This window comes from Micromonospora parva, assembly GCF_040649675.1.
Taxonomy (GTDB): domain Bacteria; phylum Actinomycetota; class Actinomycetes; order Mycobacteriales; family Micromonosporaceae; genus Micromonospora; species Micromonospora parva.
In genome coordinates this window covers 363,599-381,047 of record NZ_JBEZFX010000007.1, presented here as the reverse complement: position 1 = coordinate 381,047, position 17,449 = coordinate 363,599, and the positions used below count along the sequence as shown (strand labels likewise).

The window sequence follows — 17,449 nt, the reverse complement described above, 5'->3', positions numbered from 1 at the left end:
CGGCCCCCGCGACCCCCATCCGCGCTGCTCAGAAGTGGTACGCGGTCTCGTACTCGGGCACCAGGACCCGGCTGCGCGGCGAGATCCGGCGGATCGCCGCGATCATCTCGTTCAGCCGGGTGCGGTCGGTCGGTGCGACGGTCGGCGGGTTCTGCAACGCCGTCTCGAAGTTGTCGTAGTGCACCGGCACCACGACCTTCGGGTAGTCGAGGCCGGCCAGCAGCCGGGGCAGGTAGTCGCCGGTGGTGGTGGCGTTCTGCATGGCCACCATCGCCACGTCGGGCGCGAGGCCGGTCAGATTCCGCTCGGCGACGTCGCTGGCCCCGGTGAAGTAGACCGACGGGCCGCCGTCGACCCGCAGCAGGTAGCCCAGCGTGTCGCCCTCCGGCAGGTCAGCGATGGTGGCCGGCTGCGGCGGTGGGGTCACCAGCACCCCGGGAAAGGCCACCGAGTACGACGGGTTGCGGCTGTGCAGTGAGCCGACCACCTCGACGGTGTGGTCCCCGAAGTCCAGCACCTCGCCACCCTTGACGGCGCTGAGCTGCGTCGACGGCAACCCGTAGGCCAACCCCAGGTGGTACGCGGTCAGCGTGCCGAACACCCGCGCGCCGGTGCGCTCGGCGATGTACGGCACGTCCATGAAGTGGTCCCAGTGGGTGTGCGTGACGAGCACCGTCAGGGCCTTGTCGACGCGCGGGTCGATCACGTCGGTGCGCACTGTCAACCGGGTCTGCGTGTTGAACGGGCCGGTGAACAGCCCGGTGTCGATGCGGCTGAGGAACGGGTCGACGAGGACGGTGCGGTCGCCGATGTCGACGCGCCAGCCGGCCGTACCCCACCAGCGGAAGCTGACCGCGCCCTTGCGGCGCGCGGTCGGCGCGGGGGCGGCGGTCGGGGGCGCGGCCTGGGCCGGTGTGGCGACGCCGGCGGCGAGGCCACCGGCGGAGACCAGGGCGGTGGTGGCGGCGGCGTCGCGCAGGAAGCGGCGACGGTCGAGGTTGGGCATGCGGATCTGCTCCCCGTGCTCGGGTGATCGGTCGACACGAGCCAACCAGCGCCACCCGGCCCCGGTCCAAGATCAAACGCCGTCGGCTCCGATACGACGCCGCATATCGGACCTGCTCAGCGGCGGTGCGCAGACGCTCCGACGGGCGACAAATCAGTTACCGCGCAGCGCCTCGACGGCCGTCCGGGCGGCCTCCCCCATCGCCAGGTCCACGTCGATGCGGCGCGGGGTCAACTGTTCGGCACGGGCGAAGACGGCTATCGCGTACCGGCCGCCGTCGGGGTACTCGGCGACGCCGGCCTCCAGGTGCAACCCGGGCAGGGTGCCGGTCTTTCCGGACACCCGGACGCCGGGCGGGAAACCGGCGGCCAGCCGGGTCCAGAAGAGCTGCCGGGCCATCCAGGTGCGAACCATCGCGCACGCTGCGGGCGGCCCGGCCTCGTCCCGCCAGATCAGCGTGAGCAGCCGGGTGATCTCCCGGGCCGTGCTGGACGTGGTGCGCGCGGGGTCGAAGACCCGCATGGCCCGGACCCGCTCCGCCGGCAGGGTGGGAAAGATCCTGGCGAACTCCGCCTCGGTGCGCGCGCCCACGTCGGCGAGCATCACCTCGACCAGGTCCCGGGGGCCGCCGAGGACGCGGGTACGGGTCAGCCCCAGCTCGACGGCGAGGATCGGCAGCAGGTCCGGGCCGACCCGGCGCAGCAGCAGGTCGGCGGCGGTGTTGTCGCTGACCGACATGGCGAAGTAGGCGAGGTCGCGCAGCGACACCTCGGCGTCGTCGACGCAGCCCGCCAGACCCCACCCGCCGAGCCGGTCGGCGGCGGTGACCAGTACCCGCTCGGTCGGGTCCAGCTGACCGGCCTCGACCTGCCGGGCGAACTCCAGCACCAGCAGGATCTTGAAGATCGAGGCGATCACCACCTGCTCGTCGGCCCGCACCCCGACCTCCCGGCCACTGCCGGTCGGGCCGTCGACGGCCAGGTCCACAGCGTCCAGGTCGACGGCGTGCATGCTGGCCGTCACCCCGGCGGCGGCGAAGATGGCCTCGATCCGTTCCTGCACGTCCACGCCAGCACGGTATCCAGCGGCACCGTGGCGGCGCTGGCGTAGGGTCCCGGCCGTGGACCTGCTCCGGCACCTGCGGCACTTCGTGGTGGTCGCACACGAACTGCACTTCGGGCGGGCCGCGGAGCTGCTCGGAATGGCCCAGCCGCCGCTGAGCCAGTCGATCCAGCGGCTGGAACGGGAGCTGACGGTCGAGCTGTTCGACCGCTCCCGCCGCCAGGTACGCCTGACCACCGCCGGTGAGCTGCTGCTCGGCGAGGCGGAGGAACTGCTCGCCGGCGAGGGGCGACTGCGCAGCCTGATGGCGCAGATCCGTGCCGGTGAGCTGGGCGTACTGCGGGCCGGGGTGCCACCGGAGACGCCGGCTGTGACGCTGCGCTCGCTGTTGGACGGGCTCACCGCCCGGGCACCCGGGCTGGACGTGGAGCTGCACGAGCTGACCACCGCCGAGCAGGTACGGATGCTCGCCGAGCGGACGCTGGACGTGGGGCTCGTGCATCACCCGGTGGCGGCGGACGGGTTACGTTTCGGCGCCCCGGTCGACGTACCCCTGGGGGTGTTGCTGCCGCGCACCTCGCCGTTGGCCCGCGACCGTGCGGTGACGCTGGCGTCGCTCGCCGGTCTGGATCTGGTGGCCGCGCCCCGCGCCACCGCCCCCGGCTGGCACGATCACCTGCTGGCGGTGTGCCGGCAGCACGGTTGGCGCCCGACCCGGGTGCGCCCGGCCCGCAACCCGGAGTTCCTCTTCGGGCTGGTGCTGGCCGGCGGCGCGGTGGCGGTGGAACCGGCGGCGGTGGCCCGCCGGGAACCCCGGATGGCCTGGCGGCCGATCGTCGACGCGCCGCTGGCGAAACGCACCTCGGCGGCCTGGCCAGAACGGTCCGCGCACCCGGCGGCGGCGATGTTCGGCCAACTCGCCGCGGACGTGCTGGCCGAGCCCACCGCGCCCGAGCCGCCGTCGGCGTCGACACCGGCGGCACGGCCGTGGCCGGTGCTGTTCGACACGACCGGGTGAACCGATCCGCCGTTGCGTTCGTCACGCCGGCTTGAGCGGTGATTCGTCCACCTGCCCGGGTATGGATGACAGGTAAACGAAGACGCGAAGGAGCCGCAGTGGCAATCACGATTCCCGACATCAGCCTGAACGACGGCACCACCATTCCTCAGCTCGGCTTCGGGGTGTTCCAGATCGAGCCGAAGGACACCGTCGCGGCGGTGAGCACCGCGTTGGAGATCGGCTACCGCCACATCGACACCGCCGAGATGTACGGCAACGAGGCCGAGGTCGGCGAGGCGGTACGGATGTCCGGCCTGGACCGGGGCGCGGTCTACGTGACCAGCAAGCTGAACAACGGCTTCCACCGCCCCGACGACGCCCGCAGGGCGTTCGACTCGACGCTGGCGGCGCTGAAGATGGACTACATCGACCTGTTCCTGATCCACTGGCCGCTGCCGACGCTGTACGACGGCGACTACGTGTCGACCTGGAAGGTGTTGGAGGAGGTCCAGCGCGACGGTCGGGCCCGCTCGATCGGCGTGTCGAACTTCCAGGTGCCGCACCTGCAGCGACTGGCCGACGAGGCGAGCGTCGTGCCGGCGGTCAACCAGATCGAGGCGCACCCGTACTTCACCAACGACGAGGTCCGCGCCTACGGCCGGGAGCACAACATTCTCACCGAGGCGTGGTCGCCCATCGCGCAGGGCAACGTGCTCGGCGACCCGACGGTTGTCGACATCGCCGAGCAGCTCGGCCGGACCCCGGCGCAGGTGGTGCTCCGCTGGCATGTGCAGCGCGGCGACATCATCTTCCCGAAGTCGACCACCCCGAAGCGGATCGAGGAGAACACCCGGATCTTCGACTTCGAGCTGGACGACGTGGCGATGGAGCGGATCACCGAGCTGAACAAGGGCGAGGCCGGTCGGCAGGGCCCGAACCCGGACACCTTCGCCTACCTGCCCAACTGAGCCGAGCCCGCCACCGGCGGGCAGGTCTCCAACGAGCGTGATGCCTCAGAGTCGTCGTAATGACCCTGAGGCATCACGCTGTCGCCGGCAGGTCAGGAACAGACGCGCTGCGCAATCCGGTGAAACGCCGCCTGGGTCGGCGAGCCGGGCTCGGGTACGTAGACGATCAGTCGCTGGTCGGTCTCCTGCACGTGCAGCACCCGGCACTCGAACTCCAACGGCCCCAGCCCGGGGTGCGGCACCCGCTTCACGACGGGGCGACGTTCGGCCACGTCGTGCTCGGCCCAGAGCTGGGCGAACCGGGGTGACGTGCCGAGCAGTTCGGTCACCAGCTCACGGATCGCCGGGTCGGCCGGGTAGCGGCCGTACGCGGCCCGCAGATCCGCGACCGTACCGCGGACGAACCGGAGAATCTCGGCGTCATTCCAGTGGCCGCTGGTCACCGGCTGCCGGTACGTCCAGCGGATCATGTTGCGGTCCGCGTCGGGCACTGTCGAGAGATCCCCGACGAAGTACGTGGCCAGACGGTTACAGGCCAGCACGTGGTACGCGGCGTCGACGAGGTACGCCGGGGTCTCGGTCATCGCGTCGAGCAGGTGCCGTAGGCCCGACGGCACCGCCCGGCTCGGCCCACGGGTCGGCGGCGGGTTCTCCCCGGCAACCCGGAACAGGTACTCCCGCTCGTCCCGGCTCAACAGCAGCGCCCGGGCCAGCGACGCGAGCACCTGCCGGGACGGATGCGGCCCACCGACCTGAACGGCAACAGCGGCTTCCGCACAGCAGAACAGGGCGCCGAGGTGAGCGTGCACCTGGCGACCCTGCCAGCCGACGGGCCGAGCGGGCTGCTGTGGGGCTTCCAGATGGACGCCGGCGGTGGGTACGGCGTGCTGCAGTGGTGACTGAGCGCTTGACCTGGAGTGCGCTCCAGCCGGCAGTGTGACTCGTGCGCCCACCGGTAGGGCGCACGAGAGGAGACCCCCATGCGGTACCGCACGATCGGCGCCGACCCGGCGACCCGGCGCGAGGTCAGCGTGCTCAGCCTCGGCGCGATGCTCTTCGGCAGCGCCACCGACGAGGCCACCTCGTACGCGATCCTGGACCGGTACGTCGAGGCCGGCGGCACGTTCATCGACACGTCGGACAACTACGCGTTCTGGGTGGACGGCGGCCAGGGCGGGCAGAGTGAGGAGTTGCTCGGCAGGTGGCGGCGCAGCCGGGGCGTCGGCACCGAGATCGTCATCGCCACCAAGCTGGGTGCCCGACCGCTGGCCCCGGGGACCAGCTACCTGGACAACGCCGAGGGCCTGTCCGCCAAGGTGATCCGCGAGTCCGCGGAGCGCAGCCGGGAACGGCTCGGGGTGGAGCGGCTGGACCTGCTCTACGCGCACATCGAGGACCGGACCGTGCCGCTCCAGGAGACCGTGGAGGGCTTCGCCGAGCTGGTCGCCGAGGGCACTGTGGGTCTGCTGGGCGCCAGCAACCACCGGGCCTGGCGGGTGGAACGGGCCCGCGCGTTGGCCGCCGCCGCCGGCCTGCCGGGGTACGAGGTGCTCCAGTACCACCGCAGTTACCTGCCGAACCGCACCGACGTGATCAGCGAACTGGACCCGGACGGCGAGCCGGGCGGCGTCAGCGGTGACCTGCTCAGCTACCTGCGTGCCGAACCCGAGCTGACCCTGGTGGCGTACTCGCCGCTGCTCAAGGGGGCGTTCACCCGGGCGGACAAGCCGCTCAGCTCGGCGTACGACCTGCCGAGCGCGCCCCGGCGACTGGCCGCGCTGCGGGAGGTGGCAGGGCAGAGCGGCGCGACGGTCAACCAGGTGGTGCTCGCCTGGTTGCTGGGCGGCGAGCTGCCGTCCATCCCGCTGGTGGGCGCCTCGTCGGTGGCGCAACTGGAGGAGAGCCTGGCGGCTGTCGACCTGGAGCTGACCGACGAGCAACGACACCGCCTCGACACCACCTGGTGACCTGTCACCGGCCGCCCCGCCGACCTCAGCTCACTGTCGGTGGGGCGGTCAGGTCGAGTTGCCAGTCGTTGGCGCGCATCATCCGCCCCGGCGGATATTCGAAACCGGTCTCGCCGAGCAGCGTGAAACCCGCCTTGCGACACACCGCGTTCGACGCGGGATTGTCCACCGAGGGGTAGGCGTGCGCGTAGCGCCGGTCCCGTCGGGCGCGAACGACGTCCACCACCGCACGCACCGCCGTCGTGGCCAGCCCCATCCCCCGGTACGCGGGCAGCACCGCCCAACCCAGCTCGTACACCGGGTGGTCGCGCCACTCCCGACCCCAGTAGCCGACGCTGCCCGCCCGTGCCCCGTCCGGCAGCACCAGCGTGAACATGCAGCCCTGCCCGGTGTCGGCGAAGTGCACGTACCGGTCGTGGCGGGCGAGCACCTGCTCGTCGGTCTCCGGGCCGCCGGTGTGCTTGCGGGTGTCCGGTGAGTTGAGCTGCCGCAGCAGGTCGAGGTCGTCCTCGTGCCACGGTTCGATGCGTACCTGGGCCATCCTGTTCCCCCGTTCGTCGACCCCAGTCAAGCCGATCCCACCGACACTCCGCCCCGAAACCGCGCCCGCTAGATCAGATCTAGCGGGCGCCCGCTGTCACCTCGCGCCTTCAGAATGGAAGGGGGTGGCCATGACGCCGCTACGGATCGCCGTGATCGTCGGCAGCACGCGGGAGGGGCGGGTCGGCGACCGGCTCGCCACCTGGTTCGTCGAACAGGCCGGGCGGCACGACGACCTGGCGGTGACGGTCGTTGACCTGACCGGGTACGACTTCCCGGCCACCTACCCCGCCGAGCCGACCGCGCCGATCCGGGCGTTCGTTCGCGAGGTGGGCCGGGCGGACGCGTTCGTCGTGGTCACCCCCGAGTACAACCACAGCTTCCCGGCACCCTTGAAACAAGCCATCGACTACGCGTACGACGAGTGGCAGGCCAAACCGGTCGGCTTCGTGTCGTACGGCTGTCGGTCCACCGGCGGGCACGCCGTCGACCAGCTCCGCACCGTCTTCACCGCACTGCACGCGATGACGGTGCGCGACGTCGTCGGGATCGACCTGCTCGCCGGCGAGCCGACCGCCCGGTGCACCGACGAACTGCGCCGCGACGTCGACGCCCTGCTCGACCAGCTGCGCTGGTGGGGCCTGGCGCTGCGCGACGGCCGGGCGGCTCGGCCCTACGTCTCCTGAACACGTCCACCACGAAAGGTACGGACCATGAGTAAACGCACCACCGGCCTGGCCATCGAGGCCGAAGGGCTCACCCGATCGTTCGGGGACACCCGGGCGCTGGCCGGCATCGACCTGCAGGTGCCCGCCGGCACCGTCTACGGCCTGCTCGGCCCGAACGGCGCGGGCAAGACCACAGCCGTCCGGGTGCTCGCCACGTTGCTGCGACCCGACGGCGGCTCGGCCCGGGTCTTCGGGCACGACGTGGTCACCGAGGCCGACAAGGTCCGTTCCCGGGTCAGCCTCACCGGCCAGTACGCCTCCGTCGACGAGGACCTCACCGGTACGGAGAACCTGGTGCTCCTGGCCCGCCTGCTCGGCCTGCGCAAGCCGGCCGCCCGGGACCGCGCGGCAGCGCTGCTCGCCGCGTTCGGGCTGACCGAGGCGAGCGACCGTCAGGTGAAGAAGTACTCGGGTGGGATGCGGCGGCGCATCGACATCGCCGCGAGCATCCTGAACACCCCGGATCTGCTCTTCCTCGACGAACCGACCACCGGCCTCGACCCGCGAAGCCGCAACCAGGTGTGGGAGATCGTCCGAGCGGTGGTGTCGCACGGGACGACCGTGCTGCTGACCACCCAGTACCTCGACGAGGCCGACCAGCTCGCCGGCCGGATCGCGGTGGTCGACCACGGCCGGGTGATCGCGGAGGGCACCCCGGGTGAGTTGAAGTCGTCGATCGGCTCGGGCACCGTCCACCTGCGACTGCGCGACCCGGGGCAGCGCCCCGACGCGGAGCGGGTGCTCCGCGAGGCACTCGGTGTGCCGGTGCAGCTCGCCGCCGATCCGGTGGCGTTGACCGCCCGCGTCGGTGAGGCCGGCACCGACCTCGACGCCAGCGCCCAGGCCGCCCGCGTGCTCAGCGACCTGGCCCGCGCCGGCATCGTGGTCGACAACTTCTCCCTCGGCCAGCCGAGCCTGGACGAGGTCTTCCTGGCCCTGACCGACCACCCCGCCGTGCCAACCGACGAGCGCGACGACGAGCTGGAGGCAGCCCGATGAGCGACACCAAGACCACCACCACCGAACGGGCACCGGCCGTCTACGTTCCGTCCGCCGAGGCACTGGCGACAGTCCTCGCGCCCGGTGCCCGACCTCCCCGGCCGAGCGCGCTGGGCGCGTCGATCACCTTCGGCTGGCGGGCCATGCTGAAGATCAAGCACGTGCCGGAGCAGCTCTTCGACGTGACCGCGTTCCCGATCATCATGGTGCTGATGTTCACGTACCTGTTCGGTGGCGCCCTGGCCGGCAGCCCGCGTGACTACCTGCAGTTCTTCCTGCCCGGCATCATGGTGACCAGCGTCGTCATGATCACCATGTACACCGGTGTCGGCCTCAACACCGACATCGAGAAGGGCATCTTCGACAGGTTCCGGACGCTGCCCGTCTGGCGCCCGGCCGCCCTGGTCGGCATGATCTTCGGCGACGTGCTGCGCTATATCCTCGCCGCACTGGTGATCCTGGGCCTCGGGCTGGTGCTCGGCTTCCGGCCCGAGGGCGGGGCGCTCGGTGTCGCCGCCGGCATCGGACTGCTGGTGATCTTCTCGTTCGCGTTCTCCTGGGTGTGGACGTTCTTCGGGCTGATCCTGCGCAGTGAGAAGTCGGTGATGGGGGTCAGCATGATGGTGCTGTTCCCGCTGACGTTCCTGAGCAACGTCTTCGTCGAGCCGAGCACCATGCCCGGCTGGCTCCAGGCGTTCGTGAAGGTCAACCCGGTGACGCAGCTGGTGGCCGCGATCCGGGGCGCGATGAGCGGCGAGTCGGACCCGTCGGCAACGATGTGGCTGCTGCTGTGGAGCGCCGGCTTCGTCCTCGTCTTCGGCACCCTGACCATGTACAAGTACAACCGCCGCTGACAGTGCGACGGACGCCGCCACAGCCGTGGCGGCGTCCGTCCGTCGTTGGCGCGTCGGTCTGCGGTCAGACGACCGCCGGCACCTCGCTTCGGCTGGTGCCGCGCAGGCGGGTGGCGTCCTGGCTGGGCGGCGCGCCGAACTGGCGACGGTATTCGCGGCTGAACTGCGACGGGCTCTCGTAGCCGACCCGGATGCCGACCCCGGTGATGTCGTTGGGGTGGGTGGCGAGCAGGAGCCGGGCCTCCTGCAACCGGATCTGCTTCTGGAACTGGATCGGGCTCATCGCGGTCACCGCCTGGAAGTTGCGATAGAACGCGGACACGCTCATCCCGGACAGCCTGGCCAGATCCTCCACCCGGAACGCCTGCGCGTAGTGGTCGCGGATCCACCGCACCGCCCGGGCGATGTGACTGAGGCTGCTGTCGGCCAGCCCCAGCTGCCGCACTGCGGCACCCTGCTCCCCGCTGAGCAACAACCAGAGAATCTCCCGTTTGATCAGGGGTGCGAGCACCGCGACGTCCCGGGGCCGGTCCAGCAGCCGAAGCAGTCGGACCACCGCGTCGCCGAGCTCGTCGGGAGCGTCGCTGACCACCATCCCGGAGGGCGTTCCGCCGGACAGGGGTGGGAGGTCGCCCGGTGCCGCCTGCAACAGCAACTCGGCGACCGTGGCCGGATGCAGCACCAGCCCGAACCCCAGCGCTGGCGAGTCGGCGCTGGCCTGGGTGAACCGGCCGGTGACCGGCAGATCCACCGACGCGACAAGGTACTGGCCGGCCCGGTACTCGTACACGCGGTCACCCAGCGCCATGTGTTTGGCGCCTTGAGCGATGAGCGCCAGCACGGTGCCCGACATCGACGTGGTTGGCCCGGTCTGCTGGTCGACCTTCGAGATCAGCACCCCGTCGATGGGGGTGCGCATGTCCGGGTGGGCGTGGCGGGCCAGCAACGTCCGCAGCTCGTCGAGGTACACGGCCCGATTGAAGCACATGACCAATGCTCGTCACAACGAGAGAATCAGGCAAGAGCCTAAGAGCATCTGTCTAACGTTTCCGCTGGTGGCGATGCTCTTATTGAAGTGTCGGTTTTCCGAGATCGCAGCAAGAGCTAGACGATTAGGAGTCACTTCGATGACTGTCCACCACGGGTTCCAGGCCACCATGACCGCTCAGCCGGGAAAGGCGGACGAGCTGATCGAACTGTTGCTCGACGCGCCGTCCCTGCCCCACCCCGACTGCGTCGTCTTCCTCGTGGCCCGCTCGGCCACCGACCGTGACGTCGTCCACGTGATCGAGGGCTGGACCAGCGCCGAGGCGCACAGCGCGTTCTTCGCCGGGGAGCAGGCGCAGGCCCTGGTCGCGAAGCTTCAGCCGCTGCTGGCCGGCGACTCGACGTACACCGACGCCGTGCCGGTCGGCGGCAAGGCGACCTTCTGAGCCGGCGACAGCACCCCCCTCACCCGACCCGCACCAGCGAAAGGATCCACGATGAACCTCCCCCGCCCGGGCATCGACCCCGAGTTGCTCGTACCCCTGACTGAGCTGCCGCCCATGCCGCCCCTCGGCCCCGAGGTGATCGAACAGCTTCGCCACTTCCCCCAACCGTCGATCGATATCCACCTGGAAGGCCGCGCGGTCTCCCGGCGCGAGGTCACAGTTTCCGCCGGCGACGGAACGCCGATCCCGCTGTCCATCCTCAGCCCCACCGATCGTGCCGCCGGCGCGCCCTGCGTCTACTGGATCCACGGCGGCGGGATGATGTGGGGCGACCGCTTCTCGAACATCGACATTCCGCTGGAATGGCTCGACCGGTTCGGTGCCGTCGTGGTCTCGGTGGATTACCGGCTGGCCCCGGAAGCAACCGGCACGACCCTGGTCGACGACTGCTACCGCGGTCTGCTCTGGGTGGCCGAGAACGCCGCGGATCTCGGCATCGACCCGGCCCGCATCGTCGTGGCCGGCGCCAGCGCCGGAGGTGGCCTTGCCGCAGGGGTCACACTGATGGCTCGCGACCGCAACACCCCGACCATCGCCGCCCAACTGCTGTCGTGCCCCATGCTCGACCACCGCAACGACACCACCTCCAGTCACCAGTACAGCGGGCTGGACGGCGTGTGGACCCGGGAGATGAACGAGTTCGGGTGGCGCAGCGTCCTCGGCGAGCACCCCGACCAGAACGTCTCCGCGTACGTCTCACCCGCACTGGCGGACGACCTGTCCGGTCTGCCGACCACGTACATCGACGCCGGGACCGCCGAGGTGTTCCGCGACGAGGACGTCGCCTACGCCACCCGGATCTGGGCCGCCGGCGGCCAGGCCGAACTGCACCTGTGGGCTGGCGGCTTCCACGGATTTTCGGCGCTGTTCCCGCATGTTCGCGTCTCCGACGCGGCACGGCGCACCCAGGCCGACTGGCTCGCCCGGGTCCTGGAACCCGGCCCCGATCTCAAGGACTGAGCTGAGCCAACGGCCCGCCCCGGCCGTGGGTTCAGAGCCGCCAGGGCAGCGGCTCGGCGGGCCGGTAGCGGCAGGTGGTGCCAGTGGAGACGGAGTCGCGCAGGTGGCTTGCCAGTGCCGGGTGCCGGTCGTCGAGCTTGCGTAGCGTGTCGCGGATCCGCGCGGTCACCGTCTTGCGGGCCCGTTCGGCCTCGTCGCCCAGGCGGCGGCTCCGGCCGGCGAGGCCCGCCGCGGCACGCAGCTCGTCGAGCAGCGCACCCCGCTCGGCGTCCAGTTTGGACACCTTGAGGTCGTCATCGCGGGCGGCGGCCCGGTCGATCTCCTCGTCGAGGCGGGCCAGGTGCCGCCGGTAGCGGGCCTTCCCCTCGTCGTCGAGGACCGGGTCGGCTCCCATCCGGCGGGCGGCCACCAGTTCCGGCCCGGCCGCCGGGTCGAGCAGCTCGACCGCCGGCACGTCACTGCCCGGGTGGCTCAGCAGCAGGTGCAGGTCGTGCAACCCCTTGGCATCGGGCAGGTGCACGACCACACCGGCGTACGCGAGTTGCCAGACCGGCCCGTCGCGCCGAAACTCGTACCCCGCGATGGCCGACGCGACCGGCACGGCCTGGCCGGGCGCGGCGGTGTGGTCCGGGCGGTCGGTGTCGGGGGTCGTCGGGGCGGCGAGCCGGTGCAGCACCTGCGTCATGCCGAGAGCGGTCGCCTCCTGGATGGTGGCGGCCCGCAGCAGGGTCACCGTCGCGGTGTCGTCCGGGCGGCCTCGGCTGGCGAGGGCACGCACGAGGCCGGTGCGGGCGAGCAGCGACCAGGGCCGGGAGCCCAACCGGTCGGCGGAGTGGTGGGCGGCGGTGAAGCCGGCGACGGCGTCGTCCCAGCGGCCCTGGGCGGCGTCGATCAGCGCCAGCCAGTAGTCGACCGGGCCGCTGATGTCGCAGCCGAACAGCCCCACCATCCACTCTCCACGATGCGGGGCGAGCGCGGCCCGTGCGACGTCGCAGCGCTGCGGGTCGGCGGACGCGGCAGCGGCCTGCGCGCGTAGCCGGAGCCAGAGCGGTGACACCGGGCGCGGGTACCGGACGGCGGCGGCCTCGATGCCGGCGGTCAGCCGCACCGCCGTCTCGTCGTCGCCCCGCTCCGCCGCGGTGATCGCTTGCAGCAACTCCCGGTAGGGGTAGTCGGTCGGGGCCAGCCCGTCCAGCAGGGTGTCGGCCTCGGCGAACCGACCCTCAAGCAGCAGCCGGGACCAGCGCAGGTGATGGCCCATGAACCCGAACTCGGCATGGCTCGGGTCAGCGATGTCGGTGATGTCGGCGAACCGCTCGTCGGCCTCGGCGAAGTCACCCCGGAAGGCCGCGATGATGGCGCTGTCGACGGAGGCCGCTATCCGGTACCGGGTGGGGTCGCCGTGCCGGTCCGCGTTGACGAAGGTGGTGAACTCCCCGATGAAGCCGGGATCGCCCAGCTCCAGCAGCGCCACCCAGCGCAGCGCGGTGGCCCACAGCTCGGTCTCCCGGTCTGGTGTCCGGCGGGCCACGTCCCGGATCTCGGCGGTGAGCGCGGCGCGGGCCGCCGCGGTGCCCAAACCCCAGGTGGTGTCGTGGCGGGCCCAGAGGCTGAAGGTGAGCGCCTCGTCGTCCTGCCCTCGACGGGCGATCGTCTCGGTCGCGGTGATCAGGTCGGCGACCAGCGTGCCGACCGACGCGTCGGCGTCCGGTTCGCCGATCAGCCGCCGGTACGCCTCGCGTACCAGCTCCGCCGCCTCGACGGAGAAGGCGACCTCGACCTGGCGGGCGCGGTTCACGATGAGGGCGACGCGGGCCAGCAGCACCGGGTCGTCGAGGGTACGAGCCAGCACCCCGGCCTCGGTGAGCAGCGCGATGGCCTCTTCCCGACCGGCGTGGTGGTACTGCGTCTCACCGAACTCGACCAGGATGCGCACTCGTTGTTCCCGGTCGTCGACGACCTCCAGCGCTCGACGGAAGTGCACGGCCGCCTCGTCGCCGGCCAGCCGGACGAACGCGTCCCGCCCGGCGGCGACCAGCAGGGTGGCCACCCGGGCCGGGTCGAGCGCGGGGCCGGCGAGGTAGGCGTGGCGGGCGAGGTCGGCGGGGATCAGCCGTTCGGTGAGCTCCGGCAGGTCGTCGACCGCGCGGACGAGCGCGGCGTGTCGGGCCTGCCGGTCGTCGTCGGTCAGCCCGTCGTAGAGGGTTTCGCGGACCAGGTCGTGGGCGAACGCGAAGCGGCCACCGCCCCGGGAGACCACCAGCCGGGCGGTCACCGCCCGGTCGAGTAGCCGGTCGACCTGCGCGGCCGGGGCGGCGACGCAGGCCGCGAGGACCTGGCGGTGGAACTCACGACCCAGCACAGCGGCGACGGTCAGCGCTTCGACCACGGCGGCGGGCAGCTGGGCCAGGCGGCGGCGCACCGCCTCCCGTACGCCTGGCGCGATCGCGCCGACCGCGTCGTCGGCGTGCCACAGCCGCGCGGTCTGCTCGACGAAGAACGGGTTGCCGCCGGTACGCCGGTGCACCTCGTCGACCAGGCCGGCCTCGGGCTCGCGTCCGGCGGTCCGGGTCATCAGCGCGGCCACCTCGTCGCGGGTGAAACCGGTGAGGGTGATCGTGGTGGCCTTCGCGACGAGCGGCATCAGCAGCGGGCGCAGCGGATGCTCACCCGACTCGACCTCGGCGTCGCGGTAGGTGCCGATCAGCAGGAGCCGCTCGAACCAGGTGTGCTGGGCGGCGAAGCTCAGCAACCGCAGCGAGGCCGGGTCGGCCCAGTGCAGGTCGTCGAGGACGACGACCACCGGCCGGTGCTGGGAGACGGCGACCAGTGCGGCGGTCACCGCGTCGTACAGCGCGAACGCCTCCTGGTCGACGCTGTCGGTGTCGACGCCGGCCCAGCTGGCGAGCCGCTCGGCCTGCTGCTTGCTGGCGTCGGTCTCACCGAGAAGTGCCGCGAGGGCCGGCTCGGCGTCCGGTCGCGCCACCGCCCAGTCGTCGGCGGATCGACGCAGGCCGCGCAGCACCTGCACCCACGGCCAGTAGCCGGGGGCGCTGTCGGAATCCCAGCACGCGGCGCCGAGCACCAACGCGCCGCGGCGCCGGGCCTCCCGGGCTGCCGACGTGACGAGGGTCGTCTTGCCGATGCCCGGCTCGCCGGTCACCAGGACGAGGCCGCCGTGACTGGTGGTGGCGCGGTCCAACTCGGCGCGCAACAGGCCCGCAGGATGATCCCGCCCGATGATGGCGTCGCCGCGCCGCGCGTCCATGGTTTCCAGACGGTACGGCAACCGTCCGACAGCGCGAGCGAGTTAGCCGGCCGATCCCCTCTCCTGATCCCAGGGGAGCGCACGTGTCGATAGGGCGCTGTCGAGCTGATGTCGCCAATGAATCGACCCTACCTGTCACTAAACTTCCCCATCGGCATAGGATAGGGAACGATGACGGAAGACATGTACTCAGTTGAGCAGGTGGCCGACCGGCTGGGGCTGCACGTGCGGACGGTGCGCAGCTACATCCGCTCGGGCCGGCTGCGCGCGGTGCGGATCGGCAAGCAGTACCGGATCGCCGCCGGTGATCTCGACACGCTCACCGGTCGGGCCCCGACCGCGCCCAGCCTCGCCAGGCAGGCGGAGGTGTCGAGCATCGTCCAGATCGACGGTGTCGACAGAGCCGCCGCCGATCGGCTCGGCACGCTCGTGCTCACCAGCGCCAACACCGCCCACGACCAGGCCAATCCGCTGCGGGTGCAGACCGTCTACGACGCGCACCGCCACCGCATGAAGATCATCATCTTGGGCGACCCGGCCGCCACCGCCGAGTTGCTGCACCTGCTCGACGCTGTACTCAACGCCGACAACGGCCTGCTCGACCGGGAGGTCCACGATGCCTGACGAGATCCAGGAACGCGCCGGAGTGCCGGTGCTGGTCTGCGACCCCGACGGCCCGCCACTGGCCACCGAGCAGGATGCGCTGGACCTGATCGGGGCGGCGTTCCTCGGCGCCCAGGTGGTCGCCGTGCCGGCCAACCGACTCGACGAACGCTTCTTCTCGCTGGGCACCCGCTTCGCCGGCGACGTGATGCAGAAGTTCGTCAACTACCGGCTGCGACTGGCAGTCGTCGGCGACATCTCGGCACAGCTCGCGGAGAGTTCCGCGTTGCGCGCGCTGGTGCACGAGTCAAACCAGGGTGGGCACATCTGGTTCCTCCCCGACCTCGACGCGTTGGACACCCGCCTACGCGCCGGCAGATAGCCACCTCACTGGTCAGGCACGACCCGCCATCTCCACCGTGTCCGGCTCCACTCCCCCGACCCGAGCCTGCTCGGCCGCCCAGCGGAGATAGGCCAGCCACTCCTCCGACGACCACCCGTTGCGGCGACCGACGCCCGCCTCGGCCGGGAGCTGGCTGGCCACGACACGGTCGAGGATCAGGGGCTGCACCCCGCCCACCCCGCGGCGGTAGCCGACGAAGTAGAGGACCTTCGTGAACAGGCCCGGCCCCAACCAGGGCAGACGAGCGTGGTCGGGGTCACTGAAGCGGCGGTACGCCGTACGCAAAGCCTCCTCTTCCGGGGCTTGGGCGGCCGCCTCTTCCAGCGCGTACGCCAGGCGTTTGCCGTCCGGGTCGGCGCCGAGCGACCTGACGGCGCGCCACGGGCCGTACCCGATGGGTCCGTAAGCCCAGGCCAGCACGGCGGTCAGTAGTTGCCGTGGGCTCACGGACCCGGCCCGGTACGCGTCGGCCACCGCGAAGACGTCGCGCCGCCAGAGCTCGCCGGTCGCCGGAAGGCCCTCGGGCCACGCGTCCGGCGGTAGCCCCGCCCGCCAGCGGTCGACGTTCACAGCGACCGGGGCCCGCTCGCCCGGTAACTCCACGCCTTTGGTCGTCTGCATCGTCGCCTCCCTCGGAGCGCGCGCTCGCGGAACTCCGTGGTTCGGACGCTATAGTCGGGCGCTCCCACACACCGCCCGCCGACGGCAAATCGCGGTAACGTCGCATGATTGATCTACGGTGCTCCCGTGCTTCCCCGAAACGTGAAAATCCTCGATGAGGTCCGCGCCGAGGCCCTGCGCCGCGACATTCCCGCTGCCGACGTGGAGCGCTGGCTGGGGCTCGCCCGCCCGTCTGCCCTCCTGACACCGGGGGGTGACGGGCCGGTCGTCGGCGCCCTCCGTGGGCCCGTGATGCTTCCGGCAGACGCCGAGGATCCCGAGTACCCCTTGATCGCCACCATCGACTGCGCTGCTCTTCCGGCAGACGTGACCGACCTTCCCCTACCGTCCGACGGCCGACTGTTGCTGTTCGGTTGGCCCGAAGAAAGCGGCTACGGCGAGGTCATGTACGTGCCGGCAGGAGTGGCCGTCGAGGAGCGAGAACAATATCCGCCGGACTTCCCTCCGGACGAGGAGGAGTTCGCCGAGGTCTACGCGGAAATCCCGCCGGGCGACCTGCGCCTCACGATCGACATATCTCTGCCCTACGTCAAAACGATCCCGGGGCCCCCGTGGTCTCCGCCGCTGCCGGGAGACCCTCCGTTCGAAGAGATGACCAAGGTGTGGCGAAAGGTCCTCGGCGACGTGCCGGACGGCATGTTCTCGTCAGGAGGCTCGCCGCTGCTGCTGGGCGGCTACGGCACTGACTGCAACGGTTTCAACCCCGCCTGGTTGGGCGCCAACCCCTCGGGTCGGTCCGGCTCCGACGGGTCGGCGCCCGGTGGTGCGCCAACCGACCCTGGTGACTGGGTTGTGCTTGCCGAGTTCCACGGTGGCAGACAAGGCGGCGCGAGCATCCACTGGGTGATCCAGCGTGCCGACCTGAAGGAGCGACGCTTCGACCAGGCCAGCGTCCTTGTCTACTGGAACCCGTAAAC

18 protein-coding genes are annotated in these 17,449 nt (G+C 71.2%); 11 read left to right on the top strand and 7 right to left on the bottom strand.

Annotated features, from left to right (window positions below; genetic code table 11):
* Positions 1-28: 28 nt before the first annotated feature.
* Positions 29-1,006 (bottom strand): MBL fold metallo-hydrolase, encoded by a 978-nt coding sequence (locus AB0C03_RS20065; protein WP_030331361.1) that lies wholly within the window; start codon positions 1,004-1,006, stop codon positions 29-31.
* Between the two features lie 153 nt (positions 1,007-1,159).
* Positions 1,160-2,074, bottom strand: a complete 915-nt coding sequence (locus tag AB0C03_RS20060; protein ID WP_357638313.1) for a serine hydrolase — start codon at positions 2,072-2,074, stop codon at positions 1,160-1,162.
* A 52-nt stretch (positions 2,075-2,126) separates the two neighbouring features.
* On the opposite strand from AB0C03_RS20060, the gene AB0C03_RS20055 reads away from it, so the two are divergent.
* Both AB0C03_RS20055 and AB0C03_RS20050 read left to right on the top strand, forming a co-directional pair.
* Positions 2,127-3,086 carry a LysR family transcriptional regulator gene (locus AB0C03_RS20055; protein ID WP_357638311.1) on the top strand — a complete coding sequence of 320 codons (960 nt, stop codon included), beginning with the start codon at positions 2,127-2,129 and terminating at the stop codon, positions 3,084-3,086.
* Positions 3,087-3,184: 98 nt separating this feature from the next.
* On the top strand, positions 3,185-4,036 hold the full coding sequence (locus AB0C03_RS20050) for an aldo/keto reductase (RefSeq protein ID WP_030331366.1): 852 nt from the start codon (positions 3,185-3,187) through the stop codon (positions 4,034-4,036).
* A gap of 92 nt (positions 4,037-4,128) precedes the next feature.
* On the opposite strand, the gene AB0C03_RS20045 is transcribed toward AB0C03_RS20050, so the two are convergent.
* A complete protein-coding gene (locus tag AB0C03_RS20045) occupies positions 4,129-4,845 on the bottom strand; it encodes an MmyB family transcriptional regulator (RefSeq protein WP_357638309.1) in 717 nt (238 codons plus the stop codon).
* A gap of 171 nt (positions 4,846-5,016) precedes the next feature.
* Between AB0C03_RS20045 and AB0C03_RS20040 the strand changes: the two genes are divergently transcribed.
* Positions 5,017-6,003: an aldo/keto reductase gene (locus tag AB0C03_RS20040; protein WP_357638307.1), complete on the top strand. Its 987-nt coding sequence runs from the start codon at positions 5,017-5,019 to the stop codon at positions 6,001-6,003.
* 25 nt (positions 6,004-6,028) lie between these two features.
* On the opposite strand, the gene AB0C03_RS20035 is transcribed toward AB0C03_RS20040, so the two are convergent.
* Complete coding sequence (locus AB0C03_RS20035) at positions 6,029-6,544, bottom strand: GNAT family N-acetyltransferase (protein WP_357638305.1); 516 nt, start codon at positions 6,542-6,544, stop codon at positions 6,029-6,031.
* Between the two features lie 130 nt (positions 6,545-6,674).
* On the opposite strand from AB0C03_RS20035, the gene AB0C03_RS20030 reads away from it, so the two are divergent.
* The 3 genes from AB0C03_RS20030 to AB0C03_RS20020 are packed head-to-tail and all read left to right on the top strand — an operon-like array spanning position 6,675 to position 9,124.
* The gene (locus AB0C03_RS20030; protein ID WP_030331374.1) at positions 6,675-7,229 is read left to right on the top strand and encodes an NADPH-dependent FMN reductase; all 555 of its coding nucleotides are present in this window, start codon (positions 6,675-6,677) and stop codon (positions 7,227-7,229) included.
* 27 nt (positions 7,230-7,256) lie between these two features.
* Positions 7,257-8,270, top strand: coding sequence for an ATP-binding cassette domain-containing protein (locus AB0C03_RS20025; protein ID WP_357638302.1), 1,014 nt, complete (start codon positions 7,257-7,259; stop codon positions 8,268-8,270).
* The gene (locus tag AB0C03_RS20020; protein ID WP_210865114.1) at positions 8,267-9,124 is read left to right on the top strand and encodes an ABC transporter permease; all 858 of its coding nucleotides are present in this window, start codon (positions 8,267-8,269) and stop codon (positions 9,122-9,124) included. Before AB0C03_RS20025 ends, AB0C03_RS20020 begins: the two co-directional genes overlap by 4 nt.
* Before the next feature lie 64 nt (positions 9,125-9,188).
* Here AB0C03_RS20020 and AB0C03_RS20015 read toward each other — a convergent pair whose 3' ends face one another.
* Complete coding sequence (locus AB0C03_RS20015) at positions 9,189-10,112, bottom strand: AraC family transcriptional regulator (RefSeq protein ID WP_357638301.1); 924 nt, start codon at positions 10,110-10,112, stop codon at positions 9,189-9,191.
* A 139-nt stretch (positions 10,113-10,251) separates the two neighbouring features.
* On the opposite strand from AB0C03_RS20015, the gene AB0C03_RS20010 reads away from it, so the two are divergent.
* Positions 10,252-10,557, top strand: coding sequence for a putative quinol monooxygenase (locus tag AB0C03_RS20010; RefSeq protein ID WP_210862083.1), 306 nt, complete (start codon positions 10,252-10,254; stop codon positions 10,555-10,557).
* 51 nt (positions 10,558-10,608) lie between these two features.
* Entirely contained in the window at positions 10,609-11,577 is a 969-nt protein-coding gene (locus tag AB0C03_RS20005) for an alpha/beta hydrolase (protein ID WP_210865112.1), read from the top strand.
* A 31-nt stretch (positions 11,578-11,608) separates the two neighbouring features.
* On the opposite strand, the gene AB0C03_RS20000 is transcribed toward AB0C03_RS20005, so the two are convergent.
* Entirely contained in the window at positions 11,609-14,845 is a 3,237-nt protein-coding gene (locus AB0C03_RS20000) for an ATP-binding protein (RefSeq protein ID WP_357638298.1), read from the bottom strand.
* 171 nt (positions 14,846-15,016) lie between these two features.
* On the opposite strand from AB0C03_RS20000, the gene AB0C03_RS19995 reads away from it, so the two are divergent.
* Together AB0C03_RS19995 and AB0C03_RS19990 are read left to right on the top strand one after the other, a co-directional pair.
* Positions 15,017-15,469 carry a helix-turn-helix domain-containing protein gene (locus AB0C03_RS19995; RefSeq protein WP_357638296.1) on the top strand — a complete coding sequence of 151 codons (453 nt, stop codon included), beginning with the start codon at positions 15,017-15,019 and terminating at the stop codon, positions 15,467-15,469.
* The gene (locus tag AB0C03_RS19990; protein WP_357638294.1) at positions 15,462-15,830 is read left to right on the top strand and encodes a DUF4180 domain-containing protein; all 369 of its coding nucleotides are present in this window, start codon (positions 15,462-15,464) and stop codon (positions 15,828-15,830) included. The genes AB0C03_RS19995 and AB0C03_RS19990 overlap by 8 nt, the downstream gene beginning before the upstream one ends.
* 12 nt (positions 15,831-15,842) lie before the next feature.
* On the opposite strand, the gene AB0C03_RS19985 is transcribed toward AB0C03_RS19990, so the two are convergent.
* Positions 15,843-16,472, bottom strand: a complete 630-nt coding sequence (locus AB0C03_RS19985; RefSeq protein ID WP_357638292.1) for an 8-oxoguanine DNA glycosylase OGG fold protein — start codon at positions 16,470-16,472, stop codon at positions 15,843-15,845.
* Between the two features lie 126 nt (positions 16,473-16,598).
* Between AB0C03_RS19985 and AB0C03_RS19980 the strand changes: the two genes are divergently transcribed.
* Positions 16,599-17,447 carry a YwqG family protein gene (locus AB0C03_RS19980; protein ID WP_357638290.1) on the top strand — a complete coding sequence of 283 codons (849 nt, stop codon included), beginning with the start codon at positions 16,599-16,601 and terminating at the stop codon, positions 17,445-17,447.
* Positions 17,448-17,449 lie beyond the last annotated feature (2 nt).

What these genes read in the sequence shown, in the direction of transcription:
- AB0C03_RS19995 (WP_357638296.1), top strand. Translation starts at nt 15,017, where the DNA reads ATGACGGAAGACATGTACTCAGTTGAGCAGGTGGCCGACCGGCTGGGG.
- AB0C03_RS20010 (WP_210862083.1), top strand. Translation starts at nt 10,252, where the DNA reads ATGACTGTCCACCACGGGTTCCAGGCCACCATGACCGCTCAGCCGGGA.
- AB0C03_RS19990 (WP_357638294.1), top strand. Translation starts at nt 15,462, where the DNA reads ATGCCTGACGAGATCCAGGAACGCGCCGGAGTGCCGGTGCTGGTCTGC.
- AB0C03_RS20020 (WP_210865114.1), top strand. Translation starts at nt 8,267, where the DNA reads ATGAGCGACACCAAGACCACCACCACCGAACGGGCACCGGCCGTCTAC.
- AB0C03_RS20025 (WP_357638302.1), top strand. Translation starts at nt 7,257, where the DNA reads ATGAGTAAACGCACCACCGGCCTGGCCATCGAGGCCGAAGGGCTCACC.
- AB0C03_RS20065 (WP_030331361.1), bottom strand. Translation starts at nt 1,006, where the DNA reads ATGCCCAACCTCGACCGTCGCCGCTTCCTGCGCGACGCCGCCGCCACC.
- AB0C03_RS20035 (WP_357638305.1), bottom strand. Translation starts at nt 6,544, where the DNA reads ATGGCCCAGGTACGCATCGAACCGTGGCACGAGGACGACCTCGACCTG.
- AB0C03_RS20030 (WP_030331374.1), top strand. Translation starts at nt 6,675, where the DNA reads ATGACGCCGCTACGGATCGCCGTGATCGTCGGCAGCACGCGGGAGGGG.
- AB0C03_RS20005 (WP_210865112.1), top strand. Translation starts at nt 10,609, where the DNA reads ATGAACCTCCCCCGCCCGGGCATCGACCCCGAGTTGCTCGTACCCCTG.
- AB0C03_RS19985 (WP_357638292.1), bottom strand. Translation starts at nt 16,472, where the DNA reads ATGCAGACGACCAAAGGCGTGGAGTTACCGGGCGAGCGGGCCCCGGTC.
- AB0C03_RS20000 (WP_357638298.1), bottom strand. Translation starts at nt 14,845, where the DNA reads ATGGACGCGCGGCGCGGCGACGCCATCATCGGGCGGGATCATCCTGCG.
- AB0C03_RS20015 (WP_357638301.1), bottom strand. Translation starts at nt 10,112, where the DNA reads ATGTGCTTCAATCGGGCCGTGTACCTCGACGAGCTGCGGACGTTGCTG.
- AB0C03_RS20040 (WP_357638307.1), top strand. Translation starts at nt 5,017, where the DNA reads ATGCGGTACCGCACGATCGGCGCCGACCCGGCGACCCGGCGCGAGGTC.